The sequence below is a fragment of the Pseudomonas sp. W2Oct36 genome (assembly GCF_041060465.1).
GTDB classification, from domain to species: Bacteria; Pseudomonadota; Gammaproteobacteria; order Pseudomonadales; family Pseudomonadaceae; genus Aquipseudomonas; species Aquipseudomonas graminis_B.
Genome location: NZ_JAUERW010000007.1, coordinates 155,346 through 181,531, shown reverse-complemented (window position 1 = coordinate 181,531; position 26,186 = coordinate 155,346). Strand labels below are relative to the sequence as shown.

The following is a 26,186-nucleotide window of genomic DNA, read 5'->3' as shown; positions in this document are numbered from 1 at the left end:
TGGCAAGATTCCCCTTCCAACCAGACGCGTGCACACCATGCCCCTGCCCCTCATTTACCACGAAGACTACACCCCGGACTTTCCGCCGGACCATCGCTTCCCGATGGACAAGTTCAGACTTCTGCGCGACCACCTTATCGACAGCGGCCTGACAACAGATGCTCAATTGTTTCGCCCGCAGGTCTGCCCAACGGACATCCTGGCGCTGGCCCATGACCCCGGCTACATCAGCCGTTATATGGAAGGCGCGCTGTCGCGCGAGGATCAACGTCGCCTTGGCCTGCCCTGGACCGAGGATCTGGCCCGACGTACGGTGCGGGCGGTAGGGGGTTCTTTGCTGACGGCGGAACTGGCGCTGCAATACGGGCTGGCCTGTCACCTCGCCGGCGGCACCCATCATGCGCATTACGATTACCCGGCCGGGTTCTGCATCTTTAATGACCTGGCGATCATCAGTCAGTACCTGCTGCACAGCGGACGCGTCGACCGGGTGCTGATTTTCGACTGCGACGTGCATCAGGGCGACGGCACCGCGCGGATCCTCGAACACACCGATGATGCGATCACCGTGTCGCTGCACTGCGAGAAGAACTTCCCCGCGCGCAAGGCCCAAAGTGACTGGGACATTCCGCTGCCAATGGGCATGGGGGATGACGATTACCTGAAGGTGGTCGACGACACGCTGAATTACCTGCTGCCGCTGTATCGGCCTGATCTGGTGCTGTACGACGCCGGCGTGGATGTGCACAAGGACGATGCGTTGGGTTACCTACAGCTGACGGACGCGGGGGTTGCCCGCCGTGACGAGGCGGTGATGCGTCATTGTCTGGGCCGCGACATTCCGTTGATGGGCGTGATTGGCGGCGGTTACAGCAAGGACCGCGAAGCACTCGCCCGGCGGCACGGCATTCTGCACCACAGTGCGCAGCGGGTGTGGGTGGAGCGCGGGCTATGAGTGACCGCTGAACTCAATCGCGAGCAAGCCGCTCCCACAAACTTACCCACATCCGCTGTGGAACCGCCTGTGGATAACCTGAGCGCAAGGCCACGAGCCCCTGATAACACTGGGCCTGGAGAATACTGTACGTTTTTTGATCGATTAGTTTTCCACAGGGTGGCTGCATTTCACGAAGCTCGCGTAGAATGCGCGCCCCTCATTCAACCGGTGTCCGTTCAGCCATGACCTTACCCGCCACCTCACGCACCCAGACAGTCGCCATCATCGGCGGCGGCCCTGCCGGCCTGATGGCCGCTGAGGTGCTGAGCCAGGCGGGGTTCAAGGTGGATCTCTACGACGCCATGCCCTCGGTTGGGCGCAAGTTCCTGCTGGCCGGCGTGGGCGGTATGAACATCACCCACTCCGAGCCGTCCCCTGCATTCGTCGCCCGCTACGCCGAACGCGCCCAAATGATCGCGCCCTTACTGCGCAGCTTCGGCGCCGAAGCGCTGTGCGAGTGGATTCACGGCTTGGGCATCCAGACCTTCGTCGGCAGTTCGGGCCGCGTGTTCCCCACCGACATGAAAGCCGCGCCACTGCTGCGCGCCTGGCTCAAGCGGCTGCGGGAGTCCGGCGTAGTTATCCACACCCGTCACCGATGGATGGGCTGGAATGCCGACAATACGCTGCGGATCGCCGGCCCTGAAGGTGAACTTGCCCTGCGCCCTGCCGCCACGTTGCTGGCATTGGGCGGGGCAAGCTGGTCGCGGCTGGGCTCGGACGGCGCGTGGGTACCGCTGCTTGAACACCGCGGGGTCAGGATCGCGCCGCTGCAGGCTGCCAATTGCGGGTTTGAGGTCTCGGCCTGGAGCGAACTGCTGCGCAGCAAGTTCGCCGGCGCGCCGCTGAAAAACATCGCGATGGGCCTGGAGGGGCACACCCTTCGACTGGGCGAATGCGTAATCACCCAGACAGGCGTGGAGGGCAGCCTGGTTTACGCGCTGTCCGCGCAAATCCGCGAGGCGATCAACCGATCAGGCTCGGCCACGGTCGAGATTGATTTGCTGCCCGGCAAGACCATCGCCGAGGTGCAAAAGGCCCTGAGCAAACCGCGCGGTTCACGTTCGATGTCCAAGCATCTGCACAGTCAGTTAGGGCTCGACGGCGTGAAGGCGGCGCTGTTGCGTGAGCTCACCCCCGCGACGACATTCGCTGATCCGGCCCTGCTCGCGATGGCGATCAAGACCTTGCCGCTGCCACTGATCAAGCCGCGCCCGCTGGATGAGGCCATCAGCACGGCGGGCGGGGTGAGGTTCGAAGCGCTGAACGAGCAATTGATGATCCCGTCGCTGCCCGGCGTGTTCTGCGCCGGCGAGATGCTCGACTGGGAGGCGCCCACCGGCGGCTATTTGCTCACCGCCTGTTTCGCCAGCGGCCGCGCGGCAGGGCTGGGAATGGTTGACTGGTTGCGCCGCGAGTAAGGCTCAGCGCAACCCTTACGGATTCACGCCGCGCGATCGACCTGCGGCTTCAAGCTACCACCAAGCCCCTGATTGACCGGCGCCTTGCCCTGCGAAGGCCCGACCATCCGTTTGCCCAACGCGACGCCCTTCAGTTCGATGTACGTGTGAGCCAAGGCAGCCAGGCCGATCGCCACGAGGGTGACGGCGACCACCAGCGCGTTGTTTCCCAGCTCTGACCCGGTGTCCATGAAACGCTGACCATTGATCATGGGCGCCAGGTCGCGGCCCGTGAGCTTCTGCGCCACGATGAACACCGTCGACAGGCAAAATAGCAGCGCGGCGTGGGTCATGTAGATGGAGTACGACAATTTGCCCAGCAGCCTGAACACGGCGGTTTTCAGGAACGTCGATACCAGCCCGGCCTCGAACGCGAACACCAGCACCAGCACGCAGAACGTCAGACTGGCGATGGGCGAGCGGTCGCTGTAGTCGTTCATCACCATCCAGTACGTGGTGCCCGTCAGCGCCACTTCGAACACCGTCATCAGCCAGCGCACCGGCACGAATCGGTCGCGAACCAGCAAGTAGGCCAGGTACGTGATGTTGCCGGCGAAGAAGCAGGACAGACCCAGCATCGCACGCCAGACCAGCGGCTCGTTTTCGGTGAAGATCATCGTGAACGCGACGACGGCCACGCAGGCAAACATCGCGAAACGGCTTCTCAGCGAAAGCAGGCACAGGGCGCCAAAGAGCATGTAGATGTAGAACTCGATGCTGATGCTCCATGACGGGTAGTTGAACGACATGGTCTCAGTGAGCGGCGTCCAGGCTTGCAACAGCAGCAGATTGGGCAGGATCTCTGTCGGGTCGAACAGCCCGGTGAACGGCACGTTGTTGAGGGTGAAGCCTTTCTTCCAGGCCGCCCAACGCACGCCTTCGAAGCCAATAAACACCAACAGCATCACCACGTGCAGCGGGTACAGGCGGAACAGGCGCGAGATAACGAAACGCTTGAAACCGAACTGCGGCTTCAGCCCATAGGAGTGGGCCAGAACAAAACCGCTGAGCACGAAGAAGAAGTTAAGCAGGATGTCAGCTCTGCGGAAAAACGGCAGCTCGATGAAAGCGCCCACGACATGCAGGTGGTAGAACACCACCAGCAAGGCGAAAACGCCCCTGAAGCTGTCGAGCGTCGTAAATCGCTGAACTGATCCCATGGCCCAACGCCCCGTCCTGAGTGAGAAAACGCCTTTGGCGGCCGCGAATTCTCGCGGCCTTTACACGGTAGGGGGTTGGCCGGCTTATCAACAGTTGAAATATTTCATGTCCGGTACATCCGACGGCGCAAAGATTGACGCCAGCGTTTGTCAGTAGTGACCGATGAGTCACTTTGAGGATTTCTGGTCGCAGTAGCAACGACACCCGTCAATACTTTGCTGCCAGCCTCGCCGTCGACTGTCGGACAATTCCTACATCGGTTTCAGATTCTCGCGAACCTGCCGATGCACTCGTACACATGAATGTTTTGCTGGCTCCATAACAAAAAAACTCCAGCTGACGATTTCAAATATTACGGATTCTGGAGAAATGGAATGAACAGCTGGATGGCCAATATCAGCGTCAACAAGAAGCTAGCCCTCGGCTTCGGCGTCGTGCTTGTACTGACTGCCCTGCTGGCCCTGGTGGGCTGGAACAGCTTGGGCCAGATGAGCTTGCGCAGCCAATGGGTGGGTGATATCACCAAGCTCAGCCAGAAGCTCACAGACCTGCGGGTGACGCGCCTGCAATATATGCTCAGCAACGGCGACGAAGTGGCCGCGCGAAGCGTTCAGACCGCGCTCGACGCATTCAAGGCGCAGCAGCAATTTCTGCAAAAAACGTTCACTAACCCACAGAATGTGCCGCTCATCAAAACGATGGGCGAGCAACTCAGCGCTTATGAGACCTCGTTGAAAAAAATGCGCGAGGCCTACCAGGCGAGCGCCGGGGTGCGCGATAGCATGGGCGTCGACGCGGTAAAAGCAGCGGAGCTGATTGCCGCGATCAACGATGATGTGATGAAGCTCGACCCTACGGATGAACGTCGTTCCGAGCAGTACCAGGCCGTCATTAAAGCCCGCGAAGACGTGATGCTGGTGCGCTACGAAGTGCGCGGCTACACCGCCGGCGTCTCGGCCAAAACTGAGGAAGCGGCCATGCGCCAACTGACCGTCGCCCTTGACGGCCTCGCCCCACTCAACGCCATGTTTGGCGGTACTCAGGCCGAGCGCCTGAAGCAGCTGGAAGCGGCGCTGATCGGCTATCGCAACTCGGTGCAGGGATTCAAGCTCGCCACTGGCAATATCAATGCTGCGCGCACAGAGATGACCGAGGAACAGGGTGTCATCGTCAAGCTGGCACAACAGCTCACTGATCTGCAGAACACCTTGGGCCAGGCTGACATTCAGCAAGCCCGTATGCTGCAGTTGGCCGGCACGCTTCTGGCGCTGATCCTTGGCACCTTGGCGGCGATCATCATTACCCGTCAGATCACCCGTCCGCTTCAGCAGACCCTGGCTGTCGTTGACCGCATTGCCTCCGGCGACTTGTCCCACAACATGGTCGTGACCCGTAAAGATGAGCTGGGCGTTCTGCAAATGGGCATCCAGCGCATGGGCGCCACGCTGCGCGAATTGATCGGTGGCATTCGTGACAGCGTCACGCAAATTGCCAGCGCTGCTGAAGAGCTGTCGGCGGTGACCGAACAGACCAGCGCCGGGGTCAACAGCCAGAAAGTCGAAACCGACCAGGTCGCCACCGCGATGCACGAAATGTCAGCCACTGTTCACGAGGTCGCGCGCAACGCGGAGCAGGCATCGGTTGCCGCCTCCGCCGCTGACAAGCAGGCACGGGAAGGCGACAAAGTGGTGGGCGAAGCGATCATACAGATCGAGAAACTGGCCAGTGAAGTGGTCCGTTCCACTGACGCGATGTCCGTGCTGGAACAGGAAAGCGACAAGATCGGCAAGGTCATGGACGTGATCAAAGCCGTTGCCGAGCAGACCAATCTGCTGGCCCTTAACGCGGCAATCGAGGCGGCCCGTGCCGGTGAAGCCGGTCGCGGTTTTGCCGTGGTCGCCGATGAGGTCCGTGGCCTGGCGCAACGCACTCAGCAATCCACCGAAGAGATCGAAGGCCTGGTCGCCGCACTGCAAAACGGCACACGCCAGGTGTCGGAGATCATGCTCAGCAGCCGCAACCTGACTGACAGCTCGGTTACCCTGACCCGCAAGGCCGGGACGTCGCTGGAAAGCATTACCCAGACGGTGTCGAACATTCAGGCCATGAACCAGCAGATCGCGGCAGCTGCCGAGCAACAAAGCTCGGTGGCCGAAGAGATCAGCCGCAGTATCGTCAACGTGCGCGACGTGTCTGAACAGACGGCTGCCGCCAGCGAAGAAACCGCCGCTTCAAGCGTCGAACTGGCACGACTGGGCAATCAGCTGCAAATGCTGGTCAGTCACTTCAAGGTGTAAACCGGCTTTATCTGCGTCGGACGAAAAGCCGCCCGGCGCAGGCGGTGCAAGGGGTTGAAGACGAACAGCGCGGGTGCGTTGGCAAGAAAGGGATTTACTGATCCTACAATTGCCACATACTGCCCGCGCTGTTTTATTTCGTCATATTCATCTCCAACGCCGGATTTATCTCCATGAAAAGAATGTTGCCTTATCTCCTCAGTGCTGCCCTCTCCCTCGTTCCAGTCGCCTTCTCCCATGCCGCCACGGCACCTGCACCTGTCCAGCTGATCGTACTGAGTTCCGGCGGAATCATGGGCGCGTTCAAAGCAGTAGCCCCCGATTACGAACAGCGCGCGGGTGTGAAGCTGCAGGGCGAAGTCGCGCCGTCAATGGGCGCGACGCCCCAGGCCATTCCCAACCGACTGGCCCGCCATGAACCGGCCGACGTGGTGTTGATGGTCGGTGCAGCGCTGGACAAGTTGATCAAGGACGGCAAGGTCGATCCGAAAACCCGCGTCGATCTGGGCAAATCCTACATCGCCATGGCCGTGCGTCATGGTGCGCCGCACCCTGACATCAGCAGCATGGAAGCCTTCAAGCAGACCCTGCTGGACACTAAAAGCATTGCGTACTCGGACAGCGCCAGCGGCGTGTACCTGTCCCGTGTGCTGTTCAGTCAGATGCACATCGCCGACCGGATCCAGAGCAAAAGCCGCATGATCCCCGCCGAGCCCGTCGGCGAAGTCGTGGCACGGGGAGACGCCGAGATTGGCTTTCAACAGCTGAGCGAGCTCAAGCCGGTGGACGGTATCGACATCATCGGCCTGATCCCCGACCAGGCGCAGCAGATGACCCTCTACTCCGCAGGCGTCGTCACTCAGAGCAAACACCCTGAACAGGCGAAACAGTTTCTGGAATTCCTGAGTTCATCGGCAGCGGCCCCGGCCATCAAAGCCAGTGGCCTGGACCCGATCGCGAAGTAGCTGGATGCCCGGCGGCTTATTTGAGCGCCAGCTCGATCAACTCGCCGCGCACCTCATCGCCGTCGATGTGCAGCAGACCCACCGTGATCGGCAACTTGAAGCGACGCGGCCCGGCGCTGCCCGGGTTGATGAACAGCACGCCATCGCGCATCTGCTGCAAGGGTCGGTGTGAGTGCCCGGTGACCACCACGCGTATCCCCTCCGGCAGCGATTTCGGTACGTCGGCCAGTATGTGCGTGGTGTAAATCCCTACGTCGCCAATCCGCAAAACCGCCTCATAGGGCACGTCGCAAGCCCAGGCGTCATCGGTGTCGTTGTTGCCTCGCACCACCGTCAGCGGCGCGATGGCCTTCAACGCGTCGAGGATTTCCGGCTTGCCGATGTCGCCGCCGTGGATCAGGTAATCGCAGCCCTGCAACGCCTCCATTGCCTGAGGGCGCAGCAGACCGTGGGTGTCCGAGATCAAGCCGATTTTGACGCTCATTGCTCAGCTCCTGGACGCCGACAGAGCGGCCTGTCTGGACTGCACGCGTTTCATGCTGATCATCGCCAGCAAGGCAACCACCGCCACCAACGAGGCGAAGAATTCGCCCACATGCTCCAGCCCGAACACTCGCACGCTGAAACCCACCGCCACCACCGGCACCGAAATCGACACGTAAAGCACCACGAAGAAGGCGGACGTCACGGCAGCCTTCTGATCAGGCGGGCTGCTGGCGGTGACCGCGCCCATCCCGGCGCGCAGGATCATGCCCTGGCCGATACCCGCCACCAGACCCGCCGCGATCAACAGCCCCAACTGCGACGTGGCAATGCTCAGTCCCAGACAGATCATGCCGACAATCAGCCCGACGCAACCGAGGGTCATATGCCGGTCCTTCGGCAGCACCTGCAGCAGCGCCTGGCCGACGATCGACGCGACGAAGAACAAGCCGATGACCGCGCCGATCAACAGCCCGCCTTGCTCGTGCATGACGTGAATCATCACCGACGGCACCATGCTGGTGAACAGGCCTGCCACGCTGAAACCCGCCAGCCCGGCGATGGACGCGGAGATAAACACGCTGCGCACCGACGCCGGCACGGAAGGCTTTTGAATGCCCAGTTTCAGCACCGCCGGACGCTGCACGGTTTCGCGAATCAGTGCGATACCGACCGTCGCCAGCAGGAGCATGCCCAAGTGCACGTAGAACACCAGGTGCAGCGCGTCCGGCAGAAACTGGGAGGTGTAGCCGGCGAGCAGAGGCCCGATGCCGAGGCCGAACATGTTGGCGGCCGTGGCCACCAGCGTGGCGTTCTTCCAAGTCTTGGGGGCCAGCTCGATGACGGCCACGGTGGCCGTGCCGGTCATGATGCCCGCGCTGAAGCCGGAGAAAAGCCGTCCTGTCAGCAGGCCGCCAATCGAATCGCTGAACAGAAAGATGACCGCACTGATCGCCCCCATTGCCAGCCCTGCCAGCAGCAACGGCTTGCGCCCCAGTTGATCGGACCAGCTGCCCACCGCCAGCAGCGCTGCGATAACGCCCGCCGCGTAGATCGAGAAAATGATTGTCAGCCAGCTGGCGTCGAAGCCGAGCCGCTGTTGATAGAGGGCATACAGCGGCGTCGGCAGCGTGGTGCCGACCATGGCAATGAGCAACGCGCAGGCGGCGAAGATGAAGTCGCGCGTGGAGGTAGAAGCAGGCAAAGACATGAGCGCTCCGGGCACCGGTATAAACAAGACACGCAGTGTCGCTGATACCGGCCAGGCAAGGTAGACCTGCAAGCGTTATCGGGGCTCATGCTCAGGGCAGTTTTGATGTATGCGTGAAAATATTCATCATCAGGTTAAACACTTTGACTTTGCGTGCGTCTCGCCCATTCGCGCGGATCAACGCCCTAACGCAACAATATTGAGAGAACAATCAGGCCAACAGGGCAGATTTAAAAAACCGCAATACCGGATACCGCAAAAGACTGTTACTGAATGGAAGAATAACTAAAAGAGAGCACTAAGCGGCCGTTTGGCTAACCCGGAAAAGTTCTTTAGAGTCCCGGCCTTAATACCCGCTCAACAGTGAAAAACGTGTGAATAACGATCTACAACTTGTTAAGTCAGCACTGATGCGTTTCGCCGTCATGCTGACGCTGACGCTCTTCAGTATCGGCATGGTGTTCATCGACATCTTTGTCGCCAAGACCGACATTCTCGAAACCTCGTTCACCGAGGTCAGTCAGGAAGTCATGCTGGCGCTCATCGCCGGTGTGTTCTGGCTTTCGGCGCGCCAGCCAGGGCAACGTGGCGTTGGCATCCTGATTGGCGGCTTCTTCGCCTGCATGCTGATCCGTGAGCTGGACGGGTTGTTTGACCCGATCAGTCACAGTTTCTGGCTGTGGCCTGCACTGCTGACGGCTGGCACCTGCGTCTATAAGGCATTGGGTTACAGGAACGCGTGGCGCGACGTGGTCTCGGGGTTGGCTCGTTTTTCAGTGCGCCCGGCCTTCGGTTTCGTCATGGCGGGCCTGTTGGTGCTGATCTTCTCGCGACTCTTCGGCATGGGCTCGCTGTGGCACGGCATCCTTCAGGGCGGCTACGCGCGACTGGCGAAAACCACCGTCGAAGAAGGCGTCGAATTGCTGGCCTACAGCATCTGCCTGAGCGGCGCGCTGGATTACATCCTTGAACTGCGCCGCGAGCTTTCGCGCTTTGACGAGTTCACCGAATTGCAGATTTCCATGCCCGTCAAAGCCAGACCTCGTGCCGTCGCCGAGGCCATGGAAACCAGCATCTAAACCCGGCGCCTGCGTATTGGCCGAGCGTCATCGGACGCTCGACCAACGCCCGAAGATAAAGCCATCGGTTTGCCTGTCAGGACCGACATCGGCATCCCTTTGGCGCCCTCCATCGTGCTAGCCTTGGCACTCTTTGGAGGGATGCGACTGCCCCGCAGGTTGTCCCGGATTTCAGGCAGCCAATCGCCCATGAGCAAGAAAACCCCCGTCACCATTTCCGACATCGCCCGCCGAGTGAACATGACGCCTGTCACTGTTTCCCGAGCGCTGAACAAACCCGATCTGGTCAAGCCCGCCACCCTGGCGCGCATTCTGGAAGTGGCGCAAGAACTCGATTACGTCCCCAATGCCTTTGCCCGCAGCCTCAAGCGCAGCGAGAGCATGATCATCGGTGTCATTACCGCGTCGGTGGACAACCCCTTCTACAGCGAGATGATCAAGGCGATCTCCCGCGAGGCGAAAACCCGTGGTTACACCATCATGCTGGTGGACACCGACGGCTCTGAAGAACTCGAGGCCAAGGCGGTGGATACGCTGCTCAGTTACCGCGTGGCCGGCATCGTGCTGTCGCCGGTGTCGGACGAGCCGGCGTACCAGCCGGTCTATCTCAGTCGCCTGAGCAACGGCGACATTCCCGTGGTGCAACTGGACCGCGCGCTGCCTGCCAGCCCGTTCAGCCATGTGGTGCTCGACAACTATCACAGCGGCCTGAAAGGCGCCCGTTACCTGCTGGCACAAAGCCCGTCGATGCGTCGCATGCTGGTGCTGACCGGCCCTGCGCATTCGCGGATTTCCGAGGAACGCCTGAAGGGCGTGAAGGCGGCGATCGCCGAGAGCGGCAAGCCGGTGCAAGTGGATGTGTTTGCCGGGGATTACACGCTGGAGCCGTCGCATCAGAGCACACTGGATTACCTGCGCGACCACCCGCTACCGGACGCGATTTTCGGCTTCAATCAGCTCATCACCCTGGGCGCCATGAAAGCCCTGCGCGACCGCGATATCGCCCACAACAGCGTGGCCATCTGCGGCATTGACCGGCTGCCCTTCGCCGACATCTTCGGCATCCCCATCGCCTGCATCGCCCACGATGCGTCGCTGGCGGGAAGCAGCGCGGTGAAACTGCTGCTGGAGCGAATCAAGGATCGGCATCTGCCGAAGGCGCAGGTGGTGATTGTCGGGGAGCTGGAGAATGGCGTTAGCGGGTGAGCCTTTATTATCGACTCATCGCCAAACCTCTCCCGTGAAACTCTTACCCTCCCCAACTCGACGCGGTCCCCTGTAGGAGCGTGGCTTGTCCCGCGATCGACCGGGAACCGGTCGCGATGACAGACGCTACGGTATTTCTGTTTCACCGCGTCGACAGACTTTGCTGCCGGTGCCCGGCAGATCGCGGGACAAGCCACGCTCCTACCATTGCGAGTTGCGTTCTAGCGGCTCGTATATCCTCCATCAATCGGCAGCGACACACCGCTGATCATCGACGCTGCGCTGCTCAGCAGGAACAGGATTGGGGCCGCGACTTCTGCGGTTTCGGCGAAGCGGCCGAGGGGAATCGCCGCCAGCGCCGGGTCGCGTTTGCTCGGCTCGCTCCAGGCCATCTGCGCCATGGGCGTCAGGGTCACCGTAGGGTTGACGCTGTTGACGCGAATCCCGTGGCGACCCCATTCGCCACACTGCACCCGGGTCATGGCGTCCATCGCGCCCTTCGACGCGCAATAGCTCAGATGATCATCCAGCGCCACCAACGAAGCCTGACTCGACACGTTGACGAGGCTCCCCGCCACGCCTTCGGCGATCATCTTTTTCGCCACCGCCCCGGCGATCATCGCCGCCGCCCGCACGTTGACCGCCATGACCTGATCGAACGCCCCGGCGCTCACCTCGGTCGCGGACTCCAGTATGGAAATCCCGGCGCAGTTGACCAGCCCGTGCATCACCGGCAAGTCCGCCAACACTGCGGCCAATGACGGCTGATCGGCCACGTCCACGCGCAACGCCACACAGCCCTGCCCTGCCAGGTTTTCCAGCGCCGCTGCATCGCGGCCCATCGCATACACCTCGGCGCCGCTGTTCAGCAGTTGCTGCGCGACCTCCCAGCCAATGCCGCTGCTGGCGCCGGTGACGAGCACCCGCTGGCCGCTGAAATCAAATTGAGCCGTGTTCACAGTCACGCTCCCTGCAAGCGATGCATGATGGGTTTCAGCGCCGGATACAGCGCCACGTAATCGGCGAACAGTCGCGAATACAACTCGACGTTCTGCGCTTGAGGCTCGGCCCGGCGCTCCAGTTGGACCCAGCCTTTATGAACCTGCGCCTCATCCACCAAACCGACGGCGTGGGCCGCCAGTAAGGCGGCACCTAGCGCCGCTTCGACTTCCTGGACGATGGTGTAGACCGGGAAGTTGGTGACGTCGGCGATGATCTGCATCCACAAGTCCGAATGGCTGGCACCGCCGACCACGATCAGACGAGGGTCTAGGGATTGCGCGCCTTTGGTGCCCGCTTCGATGTTATGCCGAAGCGCGAAGGTGACGCCTTCGAGCACCGCGCGGTAGAGGTGAATCCGGCTGTGATAGAGACTCAGCCCGACAAAGCTGCCGCTGGCTTTGGCGTCCCACACCGGGCTGCGCTCGCCCATCAGGTAAGGCTGGAACAGCACGCCGTCACTGCCGGCCGGGACCTTCATCGCCGCGCGTTCGAGTATGACGTGGCTGTCTTCGCCGCTCTCGCGACCCTGCTGCTCTTCGGCCTGGCAGAACTGCTCGCGAAACCAGCTGACCGAGGCGCCGGCGGTGATCGCGCCGCCGAAGATGTAGAGGTCTTTGGCGCCGTTGAAGACGTGGGGAAAACTGACCAGACCATGCCGGGCATCGACCTGCTGATTGAGGTAGCCCCAGCACATGCTGGTGCCGATCATGGCCACGTGGTTGCCGGCCTGGGTAACGCCTGCGGCGAAGGTCGCCATGGCGGCATCTACCCCACCCCCAAGCAGCGGAATGTCAGGGCTAAGCCCAAGCCGATCGGCCCATTCGGGTAACAGACCGCCGACCACCTCACCGGAGTGAACCAGCCGCTCGGGCATCATCGACGCCGGGATGCCCAGCGCGTCGAGCATCTCTGCCGACCAGCCCCGTGCCTTGACGTCGTAGACGCCGCCGATGTTGCCGGCAGAGCTGTGGTCCACCGCAACCTCGCCGGTCAGGCAGTAATTGACGTAGCTGTTGGGCGGCAGCAGGTAGCGCGTGTCGGCCCAGACTTGCGGCTGCTTGTCCTTGAGCCAGAGCATTTTGGTGAAGCCGTAATAACTATCCACCGCATTGCCGGTGATCGCGTACAGCCGCTCCAGATCCACGTGCTGATTGACCCACTCGACCTGTTCCTCAGCGCGGCGGTCCATCCAGATCAGGCACGGGTACAAGGGTTTGATCTGCGCATCGACCGCAATGCCGGAGCCGCCGTACAGGCTGCTGACACACAGGGCTTTGACGCTGTCTTTGGGCAACGCGCTCTTGCCCATGCAGGCGGCGACGCAGATTTCCACGGCGTCGAGCCAGACCTGTGGCCATTGCTCCGCCCAGCGCGGTTTGGGGGTGTCGACCTTATAACTGTGGCTGTGCTGCGCGACGATCCGGCCCTGACCATCGACCAGCAATGCCTTGGTGCTTTGGGTGCCGATGTCGACACCGATGACGTAATCCATCCGGGTGCGCTCTAGTTGTTATTGGAGTGCTACGCAAAACCTGTAGGAGCGTGGCTTGTCCCGCGATCGACCGGGAACCGGTCGCAATCATGAGGCCACGGTATGCCTGATTCACCGCGTGGCGAGGTTTGCTGCCGGTGCCCGGCAGATCGCGGGACAAGCCACGCTCCTACAGAATGGGGGTTATCAGTTCACCGGTTTGAGCAGCACCTTGATCGACTTGGTCGAGTCCGCCAGGGCGAACGCTTCGGCGTAGTCGTCCAGACCGAAGTCGTGGGTGACGATGCCCTCCGACGTCACCAGCCCGCGCTCGAACAGATCGATGGCAATCGGGTAGCAATACGGGCCCAAGTGAGCGCCGCGCACGTCCAGTTCTTTGCGGTCGCCGATGATGGACCAGTCAGCGCTGGTCTCGGCGCCGAACACGCTGAACTCCACAAAGCGGCCCAGCTTGCGGATCAGATCAAGGCCTTGGGTGACGCCGATCGGCACGCCCGTGGTCTCGATGTAAACGTCGCAGCCATAGCCGTCGGTGAGGCCGTTGATGATCTCTTTGGCATTGTCGCGGCTCGGGTTGATCACCACGTCGGCGCCGAATTTTTTCGCCAGCTCCAAGCGCTCGTCGACCATGTCGATGACCACCAGCTTCTTCGGCGTTTTCAGCGCGGCGACCTGCACCATGCACAGACCCAGCGTGCCGGCGCCGGCGATCACCAGCACGTCGTCGAGCTGAACATCACCGCGGTTCACCGTGTGAATCGAGCAGGCCATCGGCTCGATCAACGCCGAATCTTCCAGCGAAACCGACTCGGGAATGTGATGCACGATAGCGGTCTTCGGGATGCGCATGTACTGCGCCATGCCGCCCTCGGCGACGTCCTTCTGGAAGCCAAAGATGTTGTGCACTTCGCACATCCAGTACTTGCCAGATTTGCAGAACTTGCACTTCTCGCACGGCACGATCTGCTCGGCGATGACCTTGTCACCCACCTTCACGCCGAAGTGCTCTTCAGCGCCCTCGCCCACCGAATCCACATAGCCGAAAAATTCGTGGCCCGGCACCACGGGCGCCTTGACCCACGGGCTCTCGCCGCCCCAGAACATCGCCGCGCCTGAGTGGCATTTGCAGTCACTGGCGCAGATCCCGCAGGCACCGATGCGAATCACCAGTTCATTGGCCCGCGCAACGGGCTTGCTGATCTGCTCCAGACGGTAGTCTTTCGGCGCATGGCAGACGACGGCCTGCATGGTATTTGTTGTGTTTTGTTCCATGTCGGTTCACCTGTTTTGATCGTTGGATGGCGTGTAGAAGCGAGCTTCTACACGCGCTGCTTTTCGGTTTATTTATGCCGCTGCCGACTGATGAAGATCGCCAGCAAAATGATTCCGCCCTTGATCACGCTCTGCACATAAGGCGAGACGCCGAGCATATTCAGGCCGTTGTTCAGCACGCCCAGCAGCATCGCGCCCACCAGCGTGCCGATGATCACGCCGCGCCCGCCGGCAATCGAGGCGCCGCCCAGCACCACGGCCGCAATGGCGTCCAGCTCGAAGCCGACGCCCGCGTTCGGTTGCCCGCTCATCAGCCGCGACGACAACACCAGCCCGGCAATCGCTGCCGTCAGCCCGCTGATCGAGTACACCAGCAGCTTGAACCGCGAGGCGCGAACGCCGGACAGACGCACGGCTTCTTCATTGCCGCCGATGGCATAAACGTAGCGACCGACGCGGGTGTGCTGCAGCAGCACCCAGGCGAAGAAGTAGGTGGCAAGCATGATCAGAATCGGCACCTGGATGCCGAACAGCGTGCCGCGTCCGAACCAGGCGAACCAGTCCGGCATCCCTGCAATCGGGTAGCCGTCGGTGTACATCAGGCCCAGCCCGCGCGCGATGCCCATGGTCGCCAGCGTGACGATGATCGGCGGCATTTTCAGGTACGCGACGAAGATGCCGTTGCCCACTCCGAAGCCCACGCCAATCAGCAAACCGATGAGGATGGCGATCGGCGCCGGCACGCCTGCGACCATCAGTCCGGTGGTCAGCGTGCCGGACAAGGCCATCACCGGACCGACCGACAAATCGATGCCGCCGGTGAGGATCACGCAAGTCATGCCGACCGCAATGATGGCGTTGATCGACACCTGGCGGGCGATGTTTTCCAGGTTCGCCCCAGTGAGAAACTTGTCGCTGGCGAAGATCATGAAGACCGTCACCACCACCAGGCCAATGAAGGGATAGAAGGCGGGCGAGCGGATCAATCGGGCGAAGTTGAGCTGCATCCGGTTGGGTTGCGCGTTCATGGGTTTAATGGAGGTGTTCACTGTTCAGACTCCCGGTGGCGTGGCGCATCACTTCCTGCGGATTGATGGCCGAAGGCTCCAGCATGTTGACGATGGCGCCCTTGTTGAAAACGGCCACGCGGTCGCACATACCGATGATTTCCGGCAGTTCCGAAGAGATCATGATGATCGCGAAGCCTTGTTCGGTGAGTGTGCGCATCAGGGTGTAGATCTCCGCTTTCGCGCCGACGTCGATGCCTCGAGTCGGCTCGTCGAAGATCAGGATGTCGCAGTGGTGATTGATCCAGCGCGCGATCACCACCTTCTGCTGATTGCCGCCGCTGAGATTAATGACCCGGCTTTCACAGCTCGGCGCCTTGATCGACAGCTGCTTCATCAGTTGAGCGGTAGTGGTGTCTTCCTTGTGCCGATCAAGCAGGTGAGCCGCGCCTTCGTACTTGCCCAGATTGTTCAGGGAGATGTTCTCGCGGATGCTGAAATCCACAATCAGCCCTTCGCTCTTGCGGCTTTCCGGCAACAAACCGATGCCACTGGCCAGCGCCTGCGCCGGATCATTGAGGTGCGCAGGCTGCCCCCGCAACAGTACGTCCTTGCTGACCACCGGCAACGCACCGATCACCCCCAGCGCCAGTTCCGTGCGCCCGGACCCTACCAGCCCGGCAAAGCCGAGAATCTCGCCCTTGTGCAGATTGAAACTGTTGTGCGGGCCGTTGCGGGTCAGCTGGATGTCACGCACTTGCAGCACCACTTCGCCCTGGGCCCGGGACTGCTTGGGCGGAAAGCTCGCTTCCAGACGCCGCCCCACCATCATCTCCACCAGCGTGTCGATGTCACTGTTGGCGACGGTCAGTGCGCCGACGTTAGCGCCATCGCGCAGCACGCTGATGCGGTCGCAGACCTGAAAGATCTCTTCCAGATGGTGGGAGATGAAGATCACCGCTACGCCCTGGCTTTTCAGCTCGCGCATGATGTCGAACAGCAGCTCGGCCTCGGACGGCGTCAGGGTGGCGGTGGGTTCGTCGAGAATCAGCAAACGCGCTTCAAGGGCCAGTGCCTTGGCGATCTCGACAAACTGCTGCTCGGCCACGCTCAAATGCTGCACCGAGCAATCCAGATTGATCTTCACGCCGAGCCGGTCGAACAGCGCGATGGCCCTCTCGCGCATCTCGCCTTTGCGCAGCAAGCCGAAGCCGTTGACGATCTCGTGGCCGAGGAAAATGTTTTCCACGGCATTGAGATAGGGGATCAGGCTGAACTCCTGAAAGACAATGCCGATGCCGGCGGCAATGGCCTCGTTGTAGGTCGCGAAATGCTGCTCCGCGCCGTCAATGAGAATGCTGCCTTTGTCCTGATGCTCGACGCCCGCGAGGATCTTCATCAGGGTCGATTTGCCCGCACCGTTTTCACCGAGCAGCGCGTGAATCTCGCCGCGCTCGACCTGCAGGTTGATCGACTTGAGCGCCTGCACGCCGGGGTAGCTTTTACAGATGTTTTCCAATTGCAGAAGGCAGCTCATGGGCACCTCGTCGCAGCAGAATATCGCTGCGCAACTCGCATCAATCCGTGGCGCCCGCCTGGGCAAAAAGCCTCAGGCGAGCAGCGCCACGGCCGTTACCAGGTGAAGGTTTTCGCCTTCGCCTGATCCACCAGCAGGATGTCGACCGGAATGGTCGCCGGGACTTGTGAGCCCCACTTCTTGGCGAGCGCCAGCCCGAGGGCCAGACGTACCTGATCGCGTGGGTATTGAGCGGAAGTGGCGATGAACTTGCTGTTGGGCTTCTGGATTTCCTTGATGGCTTCGGGCGCGCCGTCGACGCTGGTCAGCTTGACGTCCATGCCGCTGGACTCGATGGCAGCCAGCGCGCCGAGCGAGCCGTTGTCGTTGACGCTGAACAGGCCTTTGAGAGTGGGCTGCGCCTGCAGCATGTTTTCAGTCACGGTCAGCGCCTGATCACGCTCCTGCTTGCCGTTCTGGATGCTGACAATCTTGATGTCTTTGTACTTGCCCAGGGCTTCCTTGCAGCCGCGCACGCGCTCAAGAATCGGCACTACCGCGATGCCGTCGAGAATCCCGACGTCGCCCTTGCCGCCGATGTTCTTGGCCAGGTAATCGCAGGCCTGCACCCCGGCGTCGAAGTTCTTCGAGCCAACGAACGAGTCCAGCGGGCCATTGGCCTGTGCGTCCACTGCGACGACCACCACGCCTTTGTCATGGGCCTGCTTGACCGCGGACTGAACGCCCACCGAATCGGTCGGGTTGATGATCAGGATATCGATGCCTTTCTGCAGCATGTCTTCGATGTCGCTGATCTGCTTGGACACGTCATGGCGCGCGTCAGTGACCAGCAGCGTTGCACCGATGCTGGCAGTGGCGTCCTGAAGAGCGTCCTTCATGGTCACGAAATACGGGTTGTTGATCTCTTGAAACGACGCACCGATCTTCAGCGGACCGGTCTTGGCGGCGTCTGCGGCTTGAACGTTGAGGGCGCTGCCGCAGGCGACAGCCACGGCGAGGGAACAGAGAACGGCGGAGAAGCCCTTCTTGAGGCGAGTTGTCATAGCGAAAAATCCCGTTGTTTTTATTTTTAAAGCGGAAATGTCATCGTTAACATTTTCGAAATTAGCAGAGAAACGGGGGGGCCGCAATATCCGCTGGCAACCGTTGGTAAGGCTGGCAAGACGACCGTTGGCGAGTTTCCTCGCCCCGCGCGTTGACAGTCTAAAGATCTCTGCCGATACTCAAGATCGCGTTGTACGACAACGCATAACTGATAACAAAAATAAAAAGGAATGCTTCCATGACGATGACAGTCAATCGGCGCCTGTCGCCCCAAGAAATCCGCCCCACCTCCCCTTCTCATTCTGTTGACCCCGCTGTGCCTGTGTCCGCGCGTGCGCCTGTGTTTGCCCACGCCGCCACCGCGAGGGACTGATCGACGACGGCCGTTTCGATCAGCCAGTGAGCCTCATTCAAAACCGGTGACTTGAGCACCCATGTCCACGCCTTCGGCGCCTCGGCGGCGACCTCCGGTGCGGGACCGTTTTGTCAGCAGAAAGGGAGAACAATAAGAAATGAAGATCCAGACCAACCGTTCGTGGCTGTTGCTTGGCGCCGGCAGCGTCGCGTTCAGCCTGCCATTGATGAGCCTCGCTGAAGGTTTTATCGATGACACCAAGGCCACGCTCAACCTGCGCAATGCCTACTTCAACCGCAACTTCACCAATGCGGCGAACCCTCAGAACTACGCCGAAGAGTGGACGCAAAACTTCATCCTCGACGTGAAATCGGGCTTCACCCCGGGCACGGTCGGCTTCGGCCTCGATGTACTGGGCCTGTACTCGCAAAAGCTCGATGGCGGCAAGGGCACGGGCGGCACTCAGTTGTTGCCGATCCATGACGACGGGCGCCCCGCCGACAATTTTGGCCGCCTGGGTGTGGCGGCGAAGGCGCGGCTTTCCAACACCGAATTGAAGATCGGCGAGTGGATGCCGGTGCTGCCGATCCTGCGCTCCGATGACGGTCGTTCTCTGCCGCAAACCTTCCGCGGCGGGCAGATCACCTCCAAGGAGATCGCCGGCCTGACACTGTACGGCGGCCAGTTCCGCGGCAACAGCCCGCGCAACGATGCGAGCATGGAAGACATGTTCATGAACGGTAAATCCGCTGCGTTCAAGTCGGACCGCTTCAACTTTGGCGGCGGCGAATACACCTTCAACGAGAAGCGCACTCAGGTCGGGCTCTGGTACGCGCAGCTGGAAGACGTCTACCAGCAGGAGTTCCTCAACGTTATCCACAAGCAACCCATCGGCGACTGGACCCTGGGGGCCAACCTGGGCTACTTCCTCGGCAAAGAGGACGGCAACAAGCTGGCCGGCGAGCTGGATAACAAGACCGCCTACGCGATGCTTTCCGCTAACTACAAGGGCAACACCGTCTACCTCGGCCTGCAAAAGGTCTATGGCGATGATCAATGGATGCGTGTCAACGGCACCAGCGGCGGCACGCTGGCCAACGACAGTTACAACTCCAGCTACGACAATGCCAAGGAACGCTCCTGGCAACTGCGCCACGACCTGGATTTTGCGATATTCGGCGTCCCCGGCCTGACAATGATGAACCGCTACATCAGCGGCGATAACGTGCACACCGGTACCGTGACCGACGGCAAGGAGTGGGGACGCGAGTCCGAGCTGGCGTATACGGTGCAAAGCGGTACGTTCAAGAGCCTGAACGTCCGGTGGCGCAACTCCTCGATGCGACGTGATTACAGCACCAACGAGTTCGACGAAAACCGAGTGTTTGTCAGCTACCCGATCTCGCTGATGTAAGCGTTCAAGCGTCGTGCCGGGCAGTCAGTGGGACCGGATTTAGCCGGGAAAGCGTCGGGCGTCACACTGCAAACTGCAGGCACGGCATTCTCCCGGTAGCTGCGCTGTTCGGACGACATGTACAAACCGGCGTCAAAGGGGCTTACACCTTCGTCGCGTTGACAAAATTTGTGGGCCCTGTCGATAATCCCGCAAGCGTCATACGACAACCGATGACACCATAAAAACAACATCAGAATCAGGGTTTCCCACGATGACTGAATTCAACGCCCAGGCCCCGCTCAACCGCATTTTGCTGACGGGCGCCGCAGGCGGCCTCGGTAAAGTCCTGCGCGAAAGCCTGCGTCCGTTTGCCAAGGTCCTGCGTCTTTCCGATATCGCCGACATGGCACCGGCAGCCGGCCCCCACGAAGAAATCCAGATCTGCGACCTGGCCGACAAAAACGCGGTTCACGAGTTGGTCGAAGGCGTCGACGCCATCGTCCACTTTGGCGGCGTCTCGGTGGAGCGGTCTTTTGAAGAAATCCTCGGCCCGAACATCTGCGGCGTTTTCCACATCTACGAAGCCGCGCGCCGACATGGCGTGAAGCGAGTGATCTTCGCCAGCTCCAACCACGTCATCGGTTTCTACCGTCAGGATGAAGTCATCGACGCCAGCGCCATGCGTCGCCCGGACAGCTATTACGGCCTGTCGAAATCCTACGGTGAAGACATGGCCAGCTTCTATTTCGATCGGTATGGCATCGAAACCGTCAGCATCCGTATCGGCTCCTCATTCCCTGAAGCACAGAACCGCCGCATGCTCGCCAGTTGGCTGAGCTACGACGACCTGACCCAACTGATCGAGCGCGGCCTGTTCACCCCGAACGTCGGCCACACCATCGTTTACGGCGCGTCGGACAACAGCAAGGTCTGGTGGGATAACCGCCTGGCCAATCACTTGGGCTATCAGCCGAAAGACAGCTCCGAGCAGTTTCGCGCCAAGGTCGAAGCACAACCGATGCCGGCTTCCGACGACCCCGCCATGGTTTATCAGGGTGGTGCATTCGTGGCGAGCGGGCCGTTCGGCGACGAGTAGGCCTCAACGACGGCCAGGCCGACTGCAAGTTCGGCCTCTCATCATAAAAATCAGGGAATGATCGTCATGGAAGCTGAGCTGATTCTCGATGCACGCAACGCAACCGGTGAATCGCCGGTCTGGAACGCCCGGGAACAGGCGCTCTACTGGGTCGACATTCCGGCCCGTCGCCTCCACCGCTGGAGCCCGCAGGACAGTCTCACCACAAGCTGGGAAACGCCGGAAATGCTCGCCTGCATCGCCCGTTACGATGACGGCAGCTGGCTGGCCGGCATGGAAAGCGGCCTGTTCCGCCTTCATCCCCAGGACAATGGCACTGTCGCCACGCAACTGCTGAGCAGCGTCGAGCACGCGACCGACAATATGCGTTTCAACGATGGTCGCTGCGACCGCCAGGGCCGCTTCTGGGCCGGCACCATGTTCATGGACATGGCCAGAACGCTGGCAGTGGGCTCGTTGTATCGCTACAGCGCCGGCCAGCCCGAGCCACTGACCGCGCAGCTCACCGACATGATCGTGCCCAACGGCCTGGGGTTCAGCCCCGACGGTCGCGTCATGTACCTCTCCGACTCCCACCCCTCCGTGCAGAAGATCTGGGCGTTCGATTACGACATCGACACCGGCACGCCGCACAACCGTCGGCTGTTCGTGGACATGAATCACCACGCCGGCCGCCCTGATGGCGCAGCGATCGACGCGGAGGGCTGTTACTGGATCTGCGGCAATGACGAGGGCGTGATCCACCGTTTCACCCCCGCAGGCAAGCTGGATCACTCACTCAAGGTGCCGGTTAAAAAACCGGCCATGTGTGCCTTCGGCGGCTCAGGCCTGGACACCCTTTACGTCACCTCCATACGCCCCGGCGGGGACATCAGCGACCAGCCGCTGGCCGGCGGCGTGTTCGCGTTAAACCCTGGGGTCAAGGGCCTCGAAGAACCCCTGTTCAACGGCTGAGCCACACCCTCGGCCACCGCTGCGCCGCCGTACCGCTGCCCCGTTCTATCTGAAAAAACAATAACAACACCGGAGAACATCCATGGAATTCAAACGCACGTTGCTCCTCGCCGCACTCCCTCTCGCGCTGTGCCTCTCGAACACAGCGCTGGCGGAAACCAAAATCAAATTCGCTGAAGTACACCCCGCAGGTTATCCGCCCGTTGTCGCTGAACAAAACATGGGCAAGAAACTGGAGGAGCAAAGCAAAGGCGAGATCAGCTTCAAGATGTTCGCCGGCGGTGTGCTCGGCTCCGAGAAGGAAGTCGTCGAACAGGTTCAGGCCAACGCCGTCCAGATGACCCGCATCAGCCTCGGCATCGTCGGGCCGGTGGTACCGGACGTGAACGTCTTCAACCTGCCCTTCGTGTTCCGTGATCACGCCCACATGCGCAAGGTTATCGATGGCGAAATCGGCCAGGAAATGCTCGACAAAATCACCAACTCCGAAGCCAAACTGGTCGCCCTGGCCTGGATGGACGGCGGCACCCGCAACCTCTACACCAAGAAGCCGGTACACGACGTAGCCGACCTCAAGGGCATGAAGATCCGCGTGCAGGGCAACCCGGTGTTCATCGACACCATCAACGCGATGGGCGGCAACGGTATTGCCATGGCGACGGGCGAAATTTTCAGCGCCCTGCAGACCGGTGTCATCGACGGCGCCGAGAACAACATGCCCACCCTGCTTGAACACAACCACTATCAGAACGCCAAGTTCTACACCCTGACCGAGCATCTGATCCTGCCGGAGCCTGTGGTGATGTCCAAAGCCGCCTGGGAAAAACTGAACCCGGAACAGCAGGCGCTGGTGAAGAAACTTGCAGTCGAGGCCCAGGCTGAAGAGCGCGTTCTGTGGGACAAGAAGTCGGCCGAAAGCGAGACGAAGCTTAAGGCGGCAGGTGTGGAGTTCATCACGCTGACGCCTGAGCAGAAGAAAGCCTTCTACGACGCGACAGCGGGCGTGCGAGCCAAGTATGGCGCGCCTTACGCTGACTTGATCAAGCGCATCGAAGCGGTCCAATAAGTCCTTCAGCCCGATAGCACGGCGGTGGCGGCCCTGGCCGTCCACCGTCGTTGTGGTGAGCCTATGAAAAACACGATTCTGCGCTTCAATGACGCACTGTATCGCCTCTGCATCGGGATCGCGGGCCTGTCGATGCTGACCATGGCGCTGATCATCCCGTGGGGCATCTTCGCCCGCTACGTCCTGGGTACCGGCTCCAGCTGGCCGGAACCGACTGCCATTCTGTTGATGGTGGTGTTCACCTTCTTTGGCGCCGCTGCCAGTTACCGGGCCGGCGCGCACATGGCCGTGAATATGGCCACTGACCGCCTGCCGGAAAACGCACGCAAGGCTGCCGCCGTGCTGGTGCAAATCCTCATGGCCGTGGTCTGCGTGTTCATGGCGGTCAAGGGCATGAAGCTGTGCCTGAACACCTGGAATCAGTTTCTGGGTGAAATGCCGGGGCTGCGGGTTGGCATCTCCTATCTGCCGATTCCCATCGGTGGCGTACTGACGCTGATCTTCGTTCTGGAGAAGCTGTTTCTGGGTGACCAGCGTCACCGTCGAGTGGTGAGTTACGACGTGGTCGAATCCAGCGAAGAGGCAGCATGATGGACGCATTTATTCTGTTGGGCAGCTTCATCGCACTGATCCTGGTCGGCATGCCGGTGGCGTTCGCTTTGGGCCTGTCTGCGCTGATCGGCGCATGGTGGATCGAGATCCCGTTCGACGCACTGATGATTCAGGTCGCGGGTGGCGTGAACAAGTTCTCGCTGCTGGCGATCCCGTTCTTCGTGCTGGCCGGCGCGATCATGGCCGAGGGCGGCATGTCCCGCAGGCTCGTGGCGTTTGCGGGTGTGCTGGTGGGCTTCGTGCGCGGCGGCCTGTCGCTGGTTAACATCGTCGCCTCGACGTTCTTCGGCGCCATCTCTGGCTCGTCGGTTGCCGACACCGCGTCGGTCGGTTCGGTGCTGATTCCGGAAATGGAGCGCAATGGCTATCCCCGCGACTTCTCCACGGCGGTAACGGTGAGTGGTTCGGTGCAGGCGCTGCTCACACCACCCAGCCACAACTCGGTGCTGTATTCGCTGGCAGCGGGTGGCACCGTATCGATCGCGTCGCTGTTCATGGCCGGGATCATGCCGGGCCTGCTGCTCAGCGCCGTGTTGATGGTGCTGTGCATGATCTTCGCCCGTAAGCGCAACTACCCGAAGGGCGAAGTGATCCCGCTGCGCAAGGCGTTGAAAATTGCCGGTGAGGCCCTGTGGGGCATGATGGCGATGGTGATCATCCTCGGCGGCATCCTGTCGGGGGTGTTCACCGCCACCGAGTCCGCGGCGATCGCTGTGCTCTGGGCGTTCTTCGTCACCATGTTCATCTACCGCGATTACAAATGGCGCGACCTGCCCAAGCTGATGCATCGGGCCGTGCGCACGGTTTCCATCGTGATGATCCTGATCGGTTTCGCCGCCAGCTTCGGCTACATCCTGACGCTGATGGAAATCCCCATGAAGATCACCACAGCGTTTCTGACGCTGTCGGACAACCGCTACGTGATCCTGATGTGCATCAACGTCATGTTGCTGCTGCTGGGCACGGTGATGGACATGGCGCCGCTGATCCTCATCCTCACCCCGATCCTGCTGCCGGTGATCGTCGGCATCGGCGTCGATCCGGTGCACTTCGGGATGATCATGCTGGTCAACCTGGGCATCGGGCTGATAACGCCGCCTGTGGGAGCCGTGCTCTTCGTCGGCGCCGCAGTGGGCAAGGTCACGATCGAGGCCACGGTGAAAGCGCTGCTGCCGTTCTATGTCGCACTGTTCCTGGTGCTGATGGCAGTGACGTACATCCCTGCGATCTCGCTGTGGCTGCCGAGCGTGGTGCTGTAAGTCACGTGAAGTGAAAGCGCTAAAAAACGCCCTCTTTCCGAGGGCGTTTTCAGTTATCGCCCCTGGCAGACATCCTGGCCTGTCTCACGGAAGGAACAGGCGTCGACATATTCAGTGACACAAATTCGTTACGTCTCGCCGCCCATCTATCCGGCGCGTTCTTCGCCGATCTGTTTCATAAACGGACGGAAAACCTCGGCTTTTTAGCTGAAAATTAACATTTTGAAATATTCCTTCCTTGCGCGTGGATAAAGTTGTGCTAGCTGCTAGGCTCTGGCCTCGCCCGGCTGAACCGGTACATCTCAAGCAGTAGGTCCGACGGGTTTCGCTGTTCCTCGGTCTACGTCATGAGGTTGCGCCAGATGCCTTACACGACTTTTTCGGAAGCTCAGGTTCAGAGCTTGATCAAGGCCATCGACAGTGACGGATACGCTGTTTTGCCGGACTGGGCCAGTTCGTCCCAGCTGGAATCACTGCAAGCACTGGTTGCCCGGACCGTGGCCGATAGCGGCAACGATTACGTGGCCCTCTCTGGCCGACAGGCCGTGCAGGGAACGCCGCTCCATGAGTGGGGCTCGTCGCGGGACTTCGTCGATTTATGCCGACGCATCGTGGCGGGCGTCACCGGCGATCGCTCAAGCGAAAATGGCATGACCCAGACATTGCGCTGCCTGACCGGCAGCGGCGGGCGTCGCGAATCGCTGATCTTTCACTACGACTCGTTTGTGCTGACCACCATCCTCCCGGTCTGCATGCCCACCAGCGGAGAACGCGGCGACCTGCTGATGCTGCCGAACCGTCGGCCAATCCGCCGCACCTACTTCGCCAACCTGCTCGACAAGGTGCGCGTGGACAACGGCTGGGTGCAGCGCCGCCTCAGGAGCAAAGCCGCGAAGGCTGACAACGCCTTTACCCGCATCGCCATGCAACCCGGCCACCTTTACCTGTTCTGGGGCTATCGCTCGCTGCACACCAACATGCCCGTGGCCGAAGACGCCCTGCGCGCCACAGCGGTGTTTCACTACCACAACGTCCACGGCAGCAGTTCACTGGCCAGCCGGCTGCGCCGATCACTCGGCACCTGGAAGGACCAGGGTATGCAGGAGGATGTGCCACAGATGTGAAGTGATCGGGTGATGCCGCAAAACGAAAGGCTTATGACCTTGAGCCTCGGAGATTAATCTGCTGCATAAACTCTCCTTCTATATTTATGCCAAATAGTGATTAGCGAAGCGT

The 26,186-nt window shown here is 60.9% G+C and carries 23 protein-coding genes; 13 read left to right on the top strand and 10 right to left on the bottom strand.

The window, feature by feature from the left end; all coding sequences use genetic code 11:
- Positions 1 to 37: 37 nt before the first annotated feature.
- Together QWI18_RS12605 and QWI18_RS12600 are read left to right on the top strand one after the other, a co-directional pair.
- Complete coding sequence (locus tag QWI18_RS12605) at positions 38 to 955, top strand: histone deacetylase (protein WP_369318957.1); 918 nt, start codon at positions 38 to 40, stop codon at positions 953 to 955.
- 224 nt (positions 956 to 1,179) lie between these two features.
- Positions 1,180 to 2,418 carry a TIGR03862 family flavoprotein gene (locus QWI18_RS12600; RefSeq protein ID WP_369318956.1) on the top strand — a complete coding sequence of 413 codons (1,239 nt, stop codon included), beginning with the start codon at positions 1,180 to 1,182 and terminating at the stop codon, positions 2,416 to 2,418.
- Positions 2,419 to 2,441: 23 nt separating this feature from the next.
- On the opposite strand, the gene QWI18_RS12595 is transcribed toward QWI18_RS12600, so the two are convergent.
- Positions 2,442 to 3,617 carry an acyltransferase gene (locus QWI18_RS12595; RefSeq protein WP_192132914.1) on the bottom strand — a complete coding sequence of 392 codons (1,176 nt, stop codon included), beginning with the start codon at positions 3,615 to 3,617 and terminating at the stop codon, positions 2,442 to 2,444.
- 375 nt (positions 3,618 to 3,992) lie between these two features.
- Here QWI18_RS12595 and QWI18_RS12590 point away from each other — a divergent pair, with 375 nt between their 5' ends.
- Positions 3,993 to 5,915 carry a methyl-accepting chemotaxis protein gene (locus QWI18_RS12590; protein WP_192132916.1) on the top strand — a complete coding sequence of 641 codons (1,923 nt, stop codon included), beginning with the start codon at positions 3,993 to 3,995 and terminating at the stop codon, positions 5,913 to 5,915.
- Here QWI18_RS12590 and QWI18_RS12585 read toward each other — a convergent pair.
- Complete coding sequence (locus tag QWI18_RS12585) at positions 5,900 to 6,154, bottom strand: hypothetical protein (protein WP_192133295.1); 255 nt, start codon at positions 6,152 to 6,154, stop codon at positions 5,900 to 5,902. The genes QWI18_RS12590 and QWI18_RS12585 overlap by 16 nt on opposite strands.
- Between QWI18_RS12585 and QWI18_RS12580 the strand changes: the two genes are divergently transcribed.
- Entirely contained in the window at positions 6,089 to 6,880 is a 792-nt protein-coding gene (locus tag QWI18_RS12580) for a substrate-binding domain-containing protein (RefSeq protein WP_192132918.1), read from the top strand. The two genes, QWI18_RS12585 and QWI18_RS12580, sit on opposite strands and share 66 nt — an antisense overlap.
- Before the next feature lie 16 nt (positions 6,881 to 6,896).
- Here the strand turns inward: QWI18_RS12580 and QWI18_RS12575 are convergent, their stop codons facing one another.
- Together QWI18_RS12575 and QWI18_RS12570 are read right to left on the bottom strand one after the other, a co-directional pair.
- Positions 6,897 to 7,364, bottom strand: coding sequence for a metallophosphoesterase family protein (locus tag QWI18_RS12575; RefSeq protein ID WP_369318955.1), 468 nt, complete (start codon positions 7,362 to 7,364; stop codon positions 6,897 to 6,899).
- 3 nt (positions 7,365 to 7,367) lie between these two features.
- Positions 7,368 to 8,573: an MFS transporter gene (locus QWI18_RS12570; protein ID WP_369318954.1), complete on the bottom strand. Its 1,206-nt coding sequence runs from the start codon at positions 8,571 to 8,573 to the stop codon at positions 7,368 to 7,370.
- 410 nt (positions 8,574 to 8,983) lie between these two features.
- On the opposite strand from QWI18_RS12570, the gene QWI18_RS12565 reads away from it, so the two are divergent.
- Together QWI18_RS12565 and QWI18_RS12560 are read left to right on the top strand one after the other, a co-directional pair.
- Positions 8,984 to 9,652 carry a hypothetical protein gene (locus QWI18_RS12565; protein ID WP_065987576.1) on the top strand — a complete coding sequence of 223 codons (669 nt, stop codon included), beginning with the start codon at positions 8,984 to 8,986 and terminating at the stop codon, positions 9,650 to 9,652.
- Between the two features lie 189 nt (positions 9,653 to 9,841).
- Complete coding sequence (locus QWI18_RS12560) at positions 9,842 to 10,858, top strand: LacI family DNA-binding transcriptional regulator (protein ID WP_369318953.1); 1,017 nt, start codon at positions 9,842 to 9,844, stop codon at positions 10,856 to 10,858.
- A gap of 221 nt (positions 10,859 to 11,079) precedes the next feature.
- Here the strand turns inward: QWI18_RS12560 and QWI18_RS12555 are convergent, their stop codons facing one another.
- The 6 genes from QWI18_RS12555 to QWI18_RS12530 form a co-directional block, all read right to left on the bottom strand.
- On the bottom strand, positions 11,080 to 11,817 hold the full coding sequence (locus tag QWI18_RS12555; protein ID WP_369318952.1) for an SDR family oxidoreductase: 738 nt from the start codon (positions 11,815 to 11,817) through the stop codon (positions 11,080 to 11,082).
- A gap of 2 nt (positions 11,818 to 11,819) precedes the next feature.
- Positions 11,820 to 13,352 (bottom strand): FGGY-family carbohydrate kinase, encoded by a 1,533-nt coding sequence (locus tag QWI18_RS12550; RefSeq protein ID WP_369318951.1) that lies wholly within the window; start codon positions 13,350 to 13,352, stop codon positions 11,820 to 11,822.
- Between the two features lie 186 nt (positions 13,353 to 13,538).
- A complete protein-coding gene (locus QWI18_RS12545) occupies positions 13,539 to 14,624 on the bottom strand; it encodes an alcohol dehydrogenase catalytic domain-containing protein (protein WP_065987580.1) in 1,086 nt (361 codons plus the stop codon).
- A gap of 68 nt (positions 14,625 to 14,692) precedes the next feature.
- A complete protein-coding gene (locus QWI18_RS12540; RefSeq protein ID WP_192133276.1) occupies positions 14,693 to 15,652 on the bottom strand; it encodes a ribose ABC transporter permease in 960 nt (319 codons plus the stop codon).
- Positions 15,653 to 15,656: 4 nt separating this feature from the next.
- Complete coding sequence (locus QWI18_RS12535) at positions 15,657 to 17,168, bottom strand: sugar ABC transporter ATP-binding protein (RefSeq protein ID WP_369318950.1); 1,512 nt, start codon at positions 17,166 to 17,168, stop codon at positions 15,657 to 15,659.
- A 95-nt stretch (positions 17,169 to 17,263) separates the two neighbouring features.
- Positions 17,264 to 18,211 (bottom strand): substrate-binding domain-containing protein, encoded by a 948-nt coding sequence (locus QWI18_RS12530; RefSeq protein WP_065987583.1) that lies wholly within the window; start codon positions 18,209 to 18,211, stop codon positions 17,264 to 17,266.
- A 513-nt stretch (positions 18,212 to 18,724) separates the two neighbouring features.
- Between QWI18_RS12530 and QWI18_RS12525 the strand changes: the two genes are divergently transcribed.
- The 7 genes from QWI18_RS12525 (at position 18,725) to QWI18_RS12495 (ending at position 26,074) form a co-directional block, all read left to right on the top strand.
- Positions 18,725 to 19,981 (top strand): OprD family porin, encoded by a 1,257-nt coding sequence (locus QWI18_RS12525; RefSeq protein WP_065987584.1) that lies wholly within the window; start codon positions 18,725 to 18,727, stop codon positions 19,979 to 19,981.
- Positions 19,982 to 20,234: 253 nt separating this feature from the next.
- Positions 20,235 to 21,059 (top strand): NAD-dependent epimerase/dehydratase family protein, encoded by an 825-nt coding sequence (locus tag QWI18_RS12520; RefSeq protein WP_369318949.1) that lies wholly within the window; start codon positions 20,235 to 20,237, stop codon positions 21,057 to 21,059.
- Between the two features lie 66 nt (positions 21,060 to 21,125).
- Entirely contained in the window at positions 21,126 to 22,013 is an 888-nt protein-coding gene (locus QWI18_RS12515) for an SMP-30/gluconolactonase/LRE family protein (RefSeq protein WP_369318948.1), read from the top strand.
- Positions 22,014 to 22,095: 82 nt separating this feature from the next.
- The gene (locus tag QWI18_RS12510; protein WP_369318947.1) at positions 22,096 to 23,079 is read left to right on the top strand and encodes a TRAP transporter substrate-binding protein; all 984 of its coding nucleotides are present in this window, start codon (positions 22,096 to 22,098) and stop codon (positions 23,077 to 23,079) included.
- A gap of 63 nt (positions 23,080 to 23,142) precedes the next feature.
- Positions 23,143 to 23,670, top strand: coding sequence for a TRAP transporter small permease (locus QWI18_RS12505; protein WP_065987588.1), 528 nt, complete (start codon positions 23,143 to 23,145; stop codon positions 23,668 to 23,670).
- Complete coding sequence (locus tag QWI18_RS12500) at positions 23,670 to 24,950, top strand: TRAP transporter large permease (protein WP_074888520.1); 1,281 nt, start codon at positions 23,670 to 23,672, stop codon at positions 24,948 to 24,950. The genes QWI18_RS12505 and QWI18_RS12500 overlap by 1 nt, the downstream gene beginning before the upstream one ends.
- A 362-nt stretch (positions 24,951 to 25,312) precedes the next feature.
- A complete protein-coding gene (locus tag QWI18_RS12495; protein ID WP_296307480.1) occupies positions 25,313 to 26,074 on the top strand; it encodes a hypothetical protein in 762 nt (253 codons plus the stop codon).
- Positions 26,075 to 26,186 lie beyond the last annotated feature (112 nt).

What these genes read in the sequence shown, in the direction of transcription:
- QWI18_RS12560 (WP_369318953.1), top strand. Translation starts at nt 9,842, where the DNA reads ATGAGCAAGAAAACCCCCGTCACCATTTCCGACATCGCCCGCCGAGTG.
- QWI18_RS12540 (WP_192133276.1), bottom strand. Translation starts at nt 15,652, where the DNA reads ATGAACGCGCAACCCAACCGGATGCAGCTCAACTTCGCCCGATTGATC.
- QWI18_RS12570 (WP_369318954.1), bottom strand. Translation starts at nt 8,573, where the DNA reads ATGTCTTTGCCTGCTTCTACCTCCACGCGCGACTTCATCTTCGCCGCC.
- QWI18_RS12520 (WP_369318949.1), top strand. Translation starts at nt 20,235, where the DNA reads ATGACTGAATTCAACGCCCAGGCCCCGCTCAACCGCATTTTGCTGACG.
- QWI18_RS12510 (WP_369318947.1), top strand. Translation starts at nt 22,096, where the DNA reads ATGGAATTCAAACGCACGTTGCTCCTCGCCGCACTCCCTCTCGCGCTG.
- QWI18_RS12590 (WP_192132916.1), top strand. Translation starts at nt 3,993, where the DNA reads ATGAACAGCTGGATGGCCAATATCAGCGTCAACAAGAAGCTAGCCCTC.
- QWI18_RS12530 (WP_065987583.1), bottom strand. Translation starts at nt 18,211, where the DNA reads ATGACAACTCGCCTCAAGAAGGGCTTCTCCGCCGTTCTCTGTTCCCTC.
- QWI18_RS12575 (WP_369318955.1), bottom strand. Translation starts at nt 7,364, where the DNA reads ATGAGCGTCAAAATCGGCTTGATCTCGGACACCCACGGTCTGCTGCGC.
- QWI18_RS12515 (WP_369318948.1), top strand. Translation starts at nt 21,126, where the DNA reads ATGGAAGCTGAGCTGATTCTCGATGCACGCAACGCAACCGGTGAATCG.
- QWI18_RS12565 (WP_065987576.1), top strand. Translation starts at nt 8,984, where the DNA reads ATGCGTTTCGCCGTCATGCTGACGCTGACGCTCTTCAGTATCGGCATG.
- QWI18_RS12595 (WP_192132914.1), bottom strand. Translation starts at nt 3,617, where the DNA reads ATGGGATCAGTTCAGCGATTTACGACGCTCGACAGCTTCAGGGGCGTT.
- QWI18_RS12545 (WP_065987580.1), bottom strand. Translation starts at nt 14,624, where the DNA reads ATGGAACAAAACACAACAAATACCATGCAGGCCGTCGTCTGCCATGCG.
- QWI18_RS12505 (WP_065987588.1), top strand. Translation starts at nt 23,143, where the DNA reads ATGAAAAACACGATTCTGCGCTTCAATGACGCACTGTATCGCCTCTGC.
- QWI18_RS12500 (WP_074888520.1), top strand. Translation starts at nt 23,670, where the DNA reads ATGGACGCATTTATTCTGTTGGGCAGCTTCATCGCACTGATCCTGGTC.
- QWI18_RS12580 (WP_192132918.1), top strand. Translation starts at nt 6,089, where the DNA reads ATGAAAAGAATGTTGCCTTATCTCCTCAGTGCTGCCCTCTCCCTCGTT.
- QWI18_RS12585 (WP_192133295.1), bottom strand. Translation starts at nt 6,154, where the DNA reads ATGGGAGAAGGCGACTGGAACGAGGGAGAGGGCAGCACTGAGGAGATA.
- QWI18_RS12605 (WP_369318957.1), top strand. Translation starts at nt 38, where the DNA reads ATGCCCCTGCCCCTCATTTACCACGAAGACTACACCCCGGACTTTCCG.
- QWI18_RS12495 (WP_296307480.1), top strand. Translation starts at nt 25,313, where the DNA reads ATGCCTTACACGACTTTTTCGGAAGCTCAGGTTCAGAGCTTGATCAAG.
- QWI18_RS12535 (WP_369318950.1), bottom strand. Translation starts at nt 17,168, where the DNA reads ATGAGCTGCCTTCTGCAATTGGAAAACATCTGTAAAAGCTACCCCGGC.
- QWI18_RS12525 (WP_065987584.1), top strand. Translation starts at nt 18,725, where the DNA reads ATGAAGATCCAGACCAACCGTTCGTGGCTGTTGCTTGGCGCCGGCAGC.
- QWI18_RS12600 (WP_369318956.1), top strand. Translation starts at nt 1,180, where the DNA reads ATGACCTTACCCGCCACCTCACGCACCCAGACAGTCGCCATCATCGGC.
- QWI18_RS12550 (WP_369318951.1), bottom strand. Translation starts at nt 13,352, where the DNA reads ATGGATTACGTCATCGGTGTCGACATCGGCACCCAAAGCACCAAGGCA.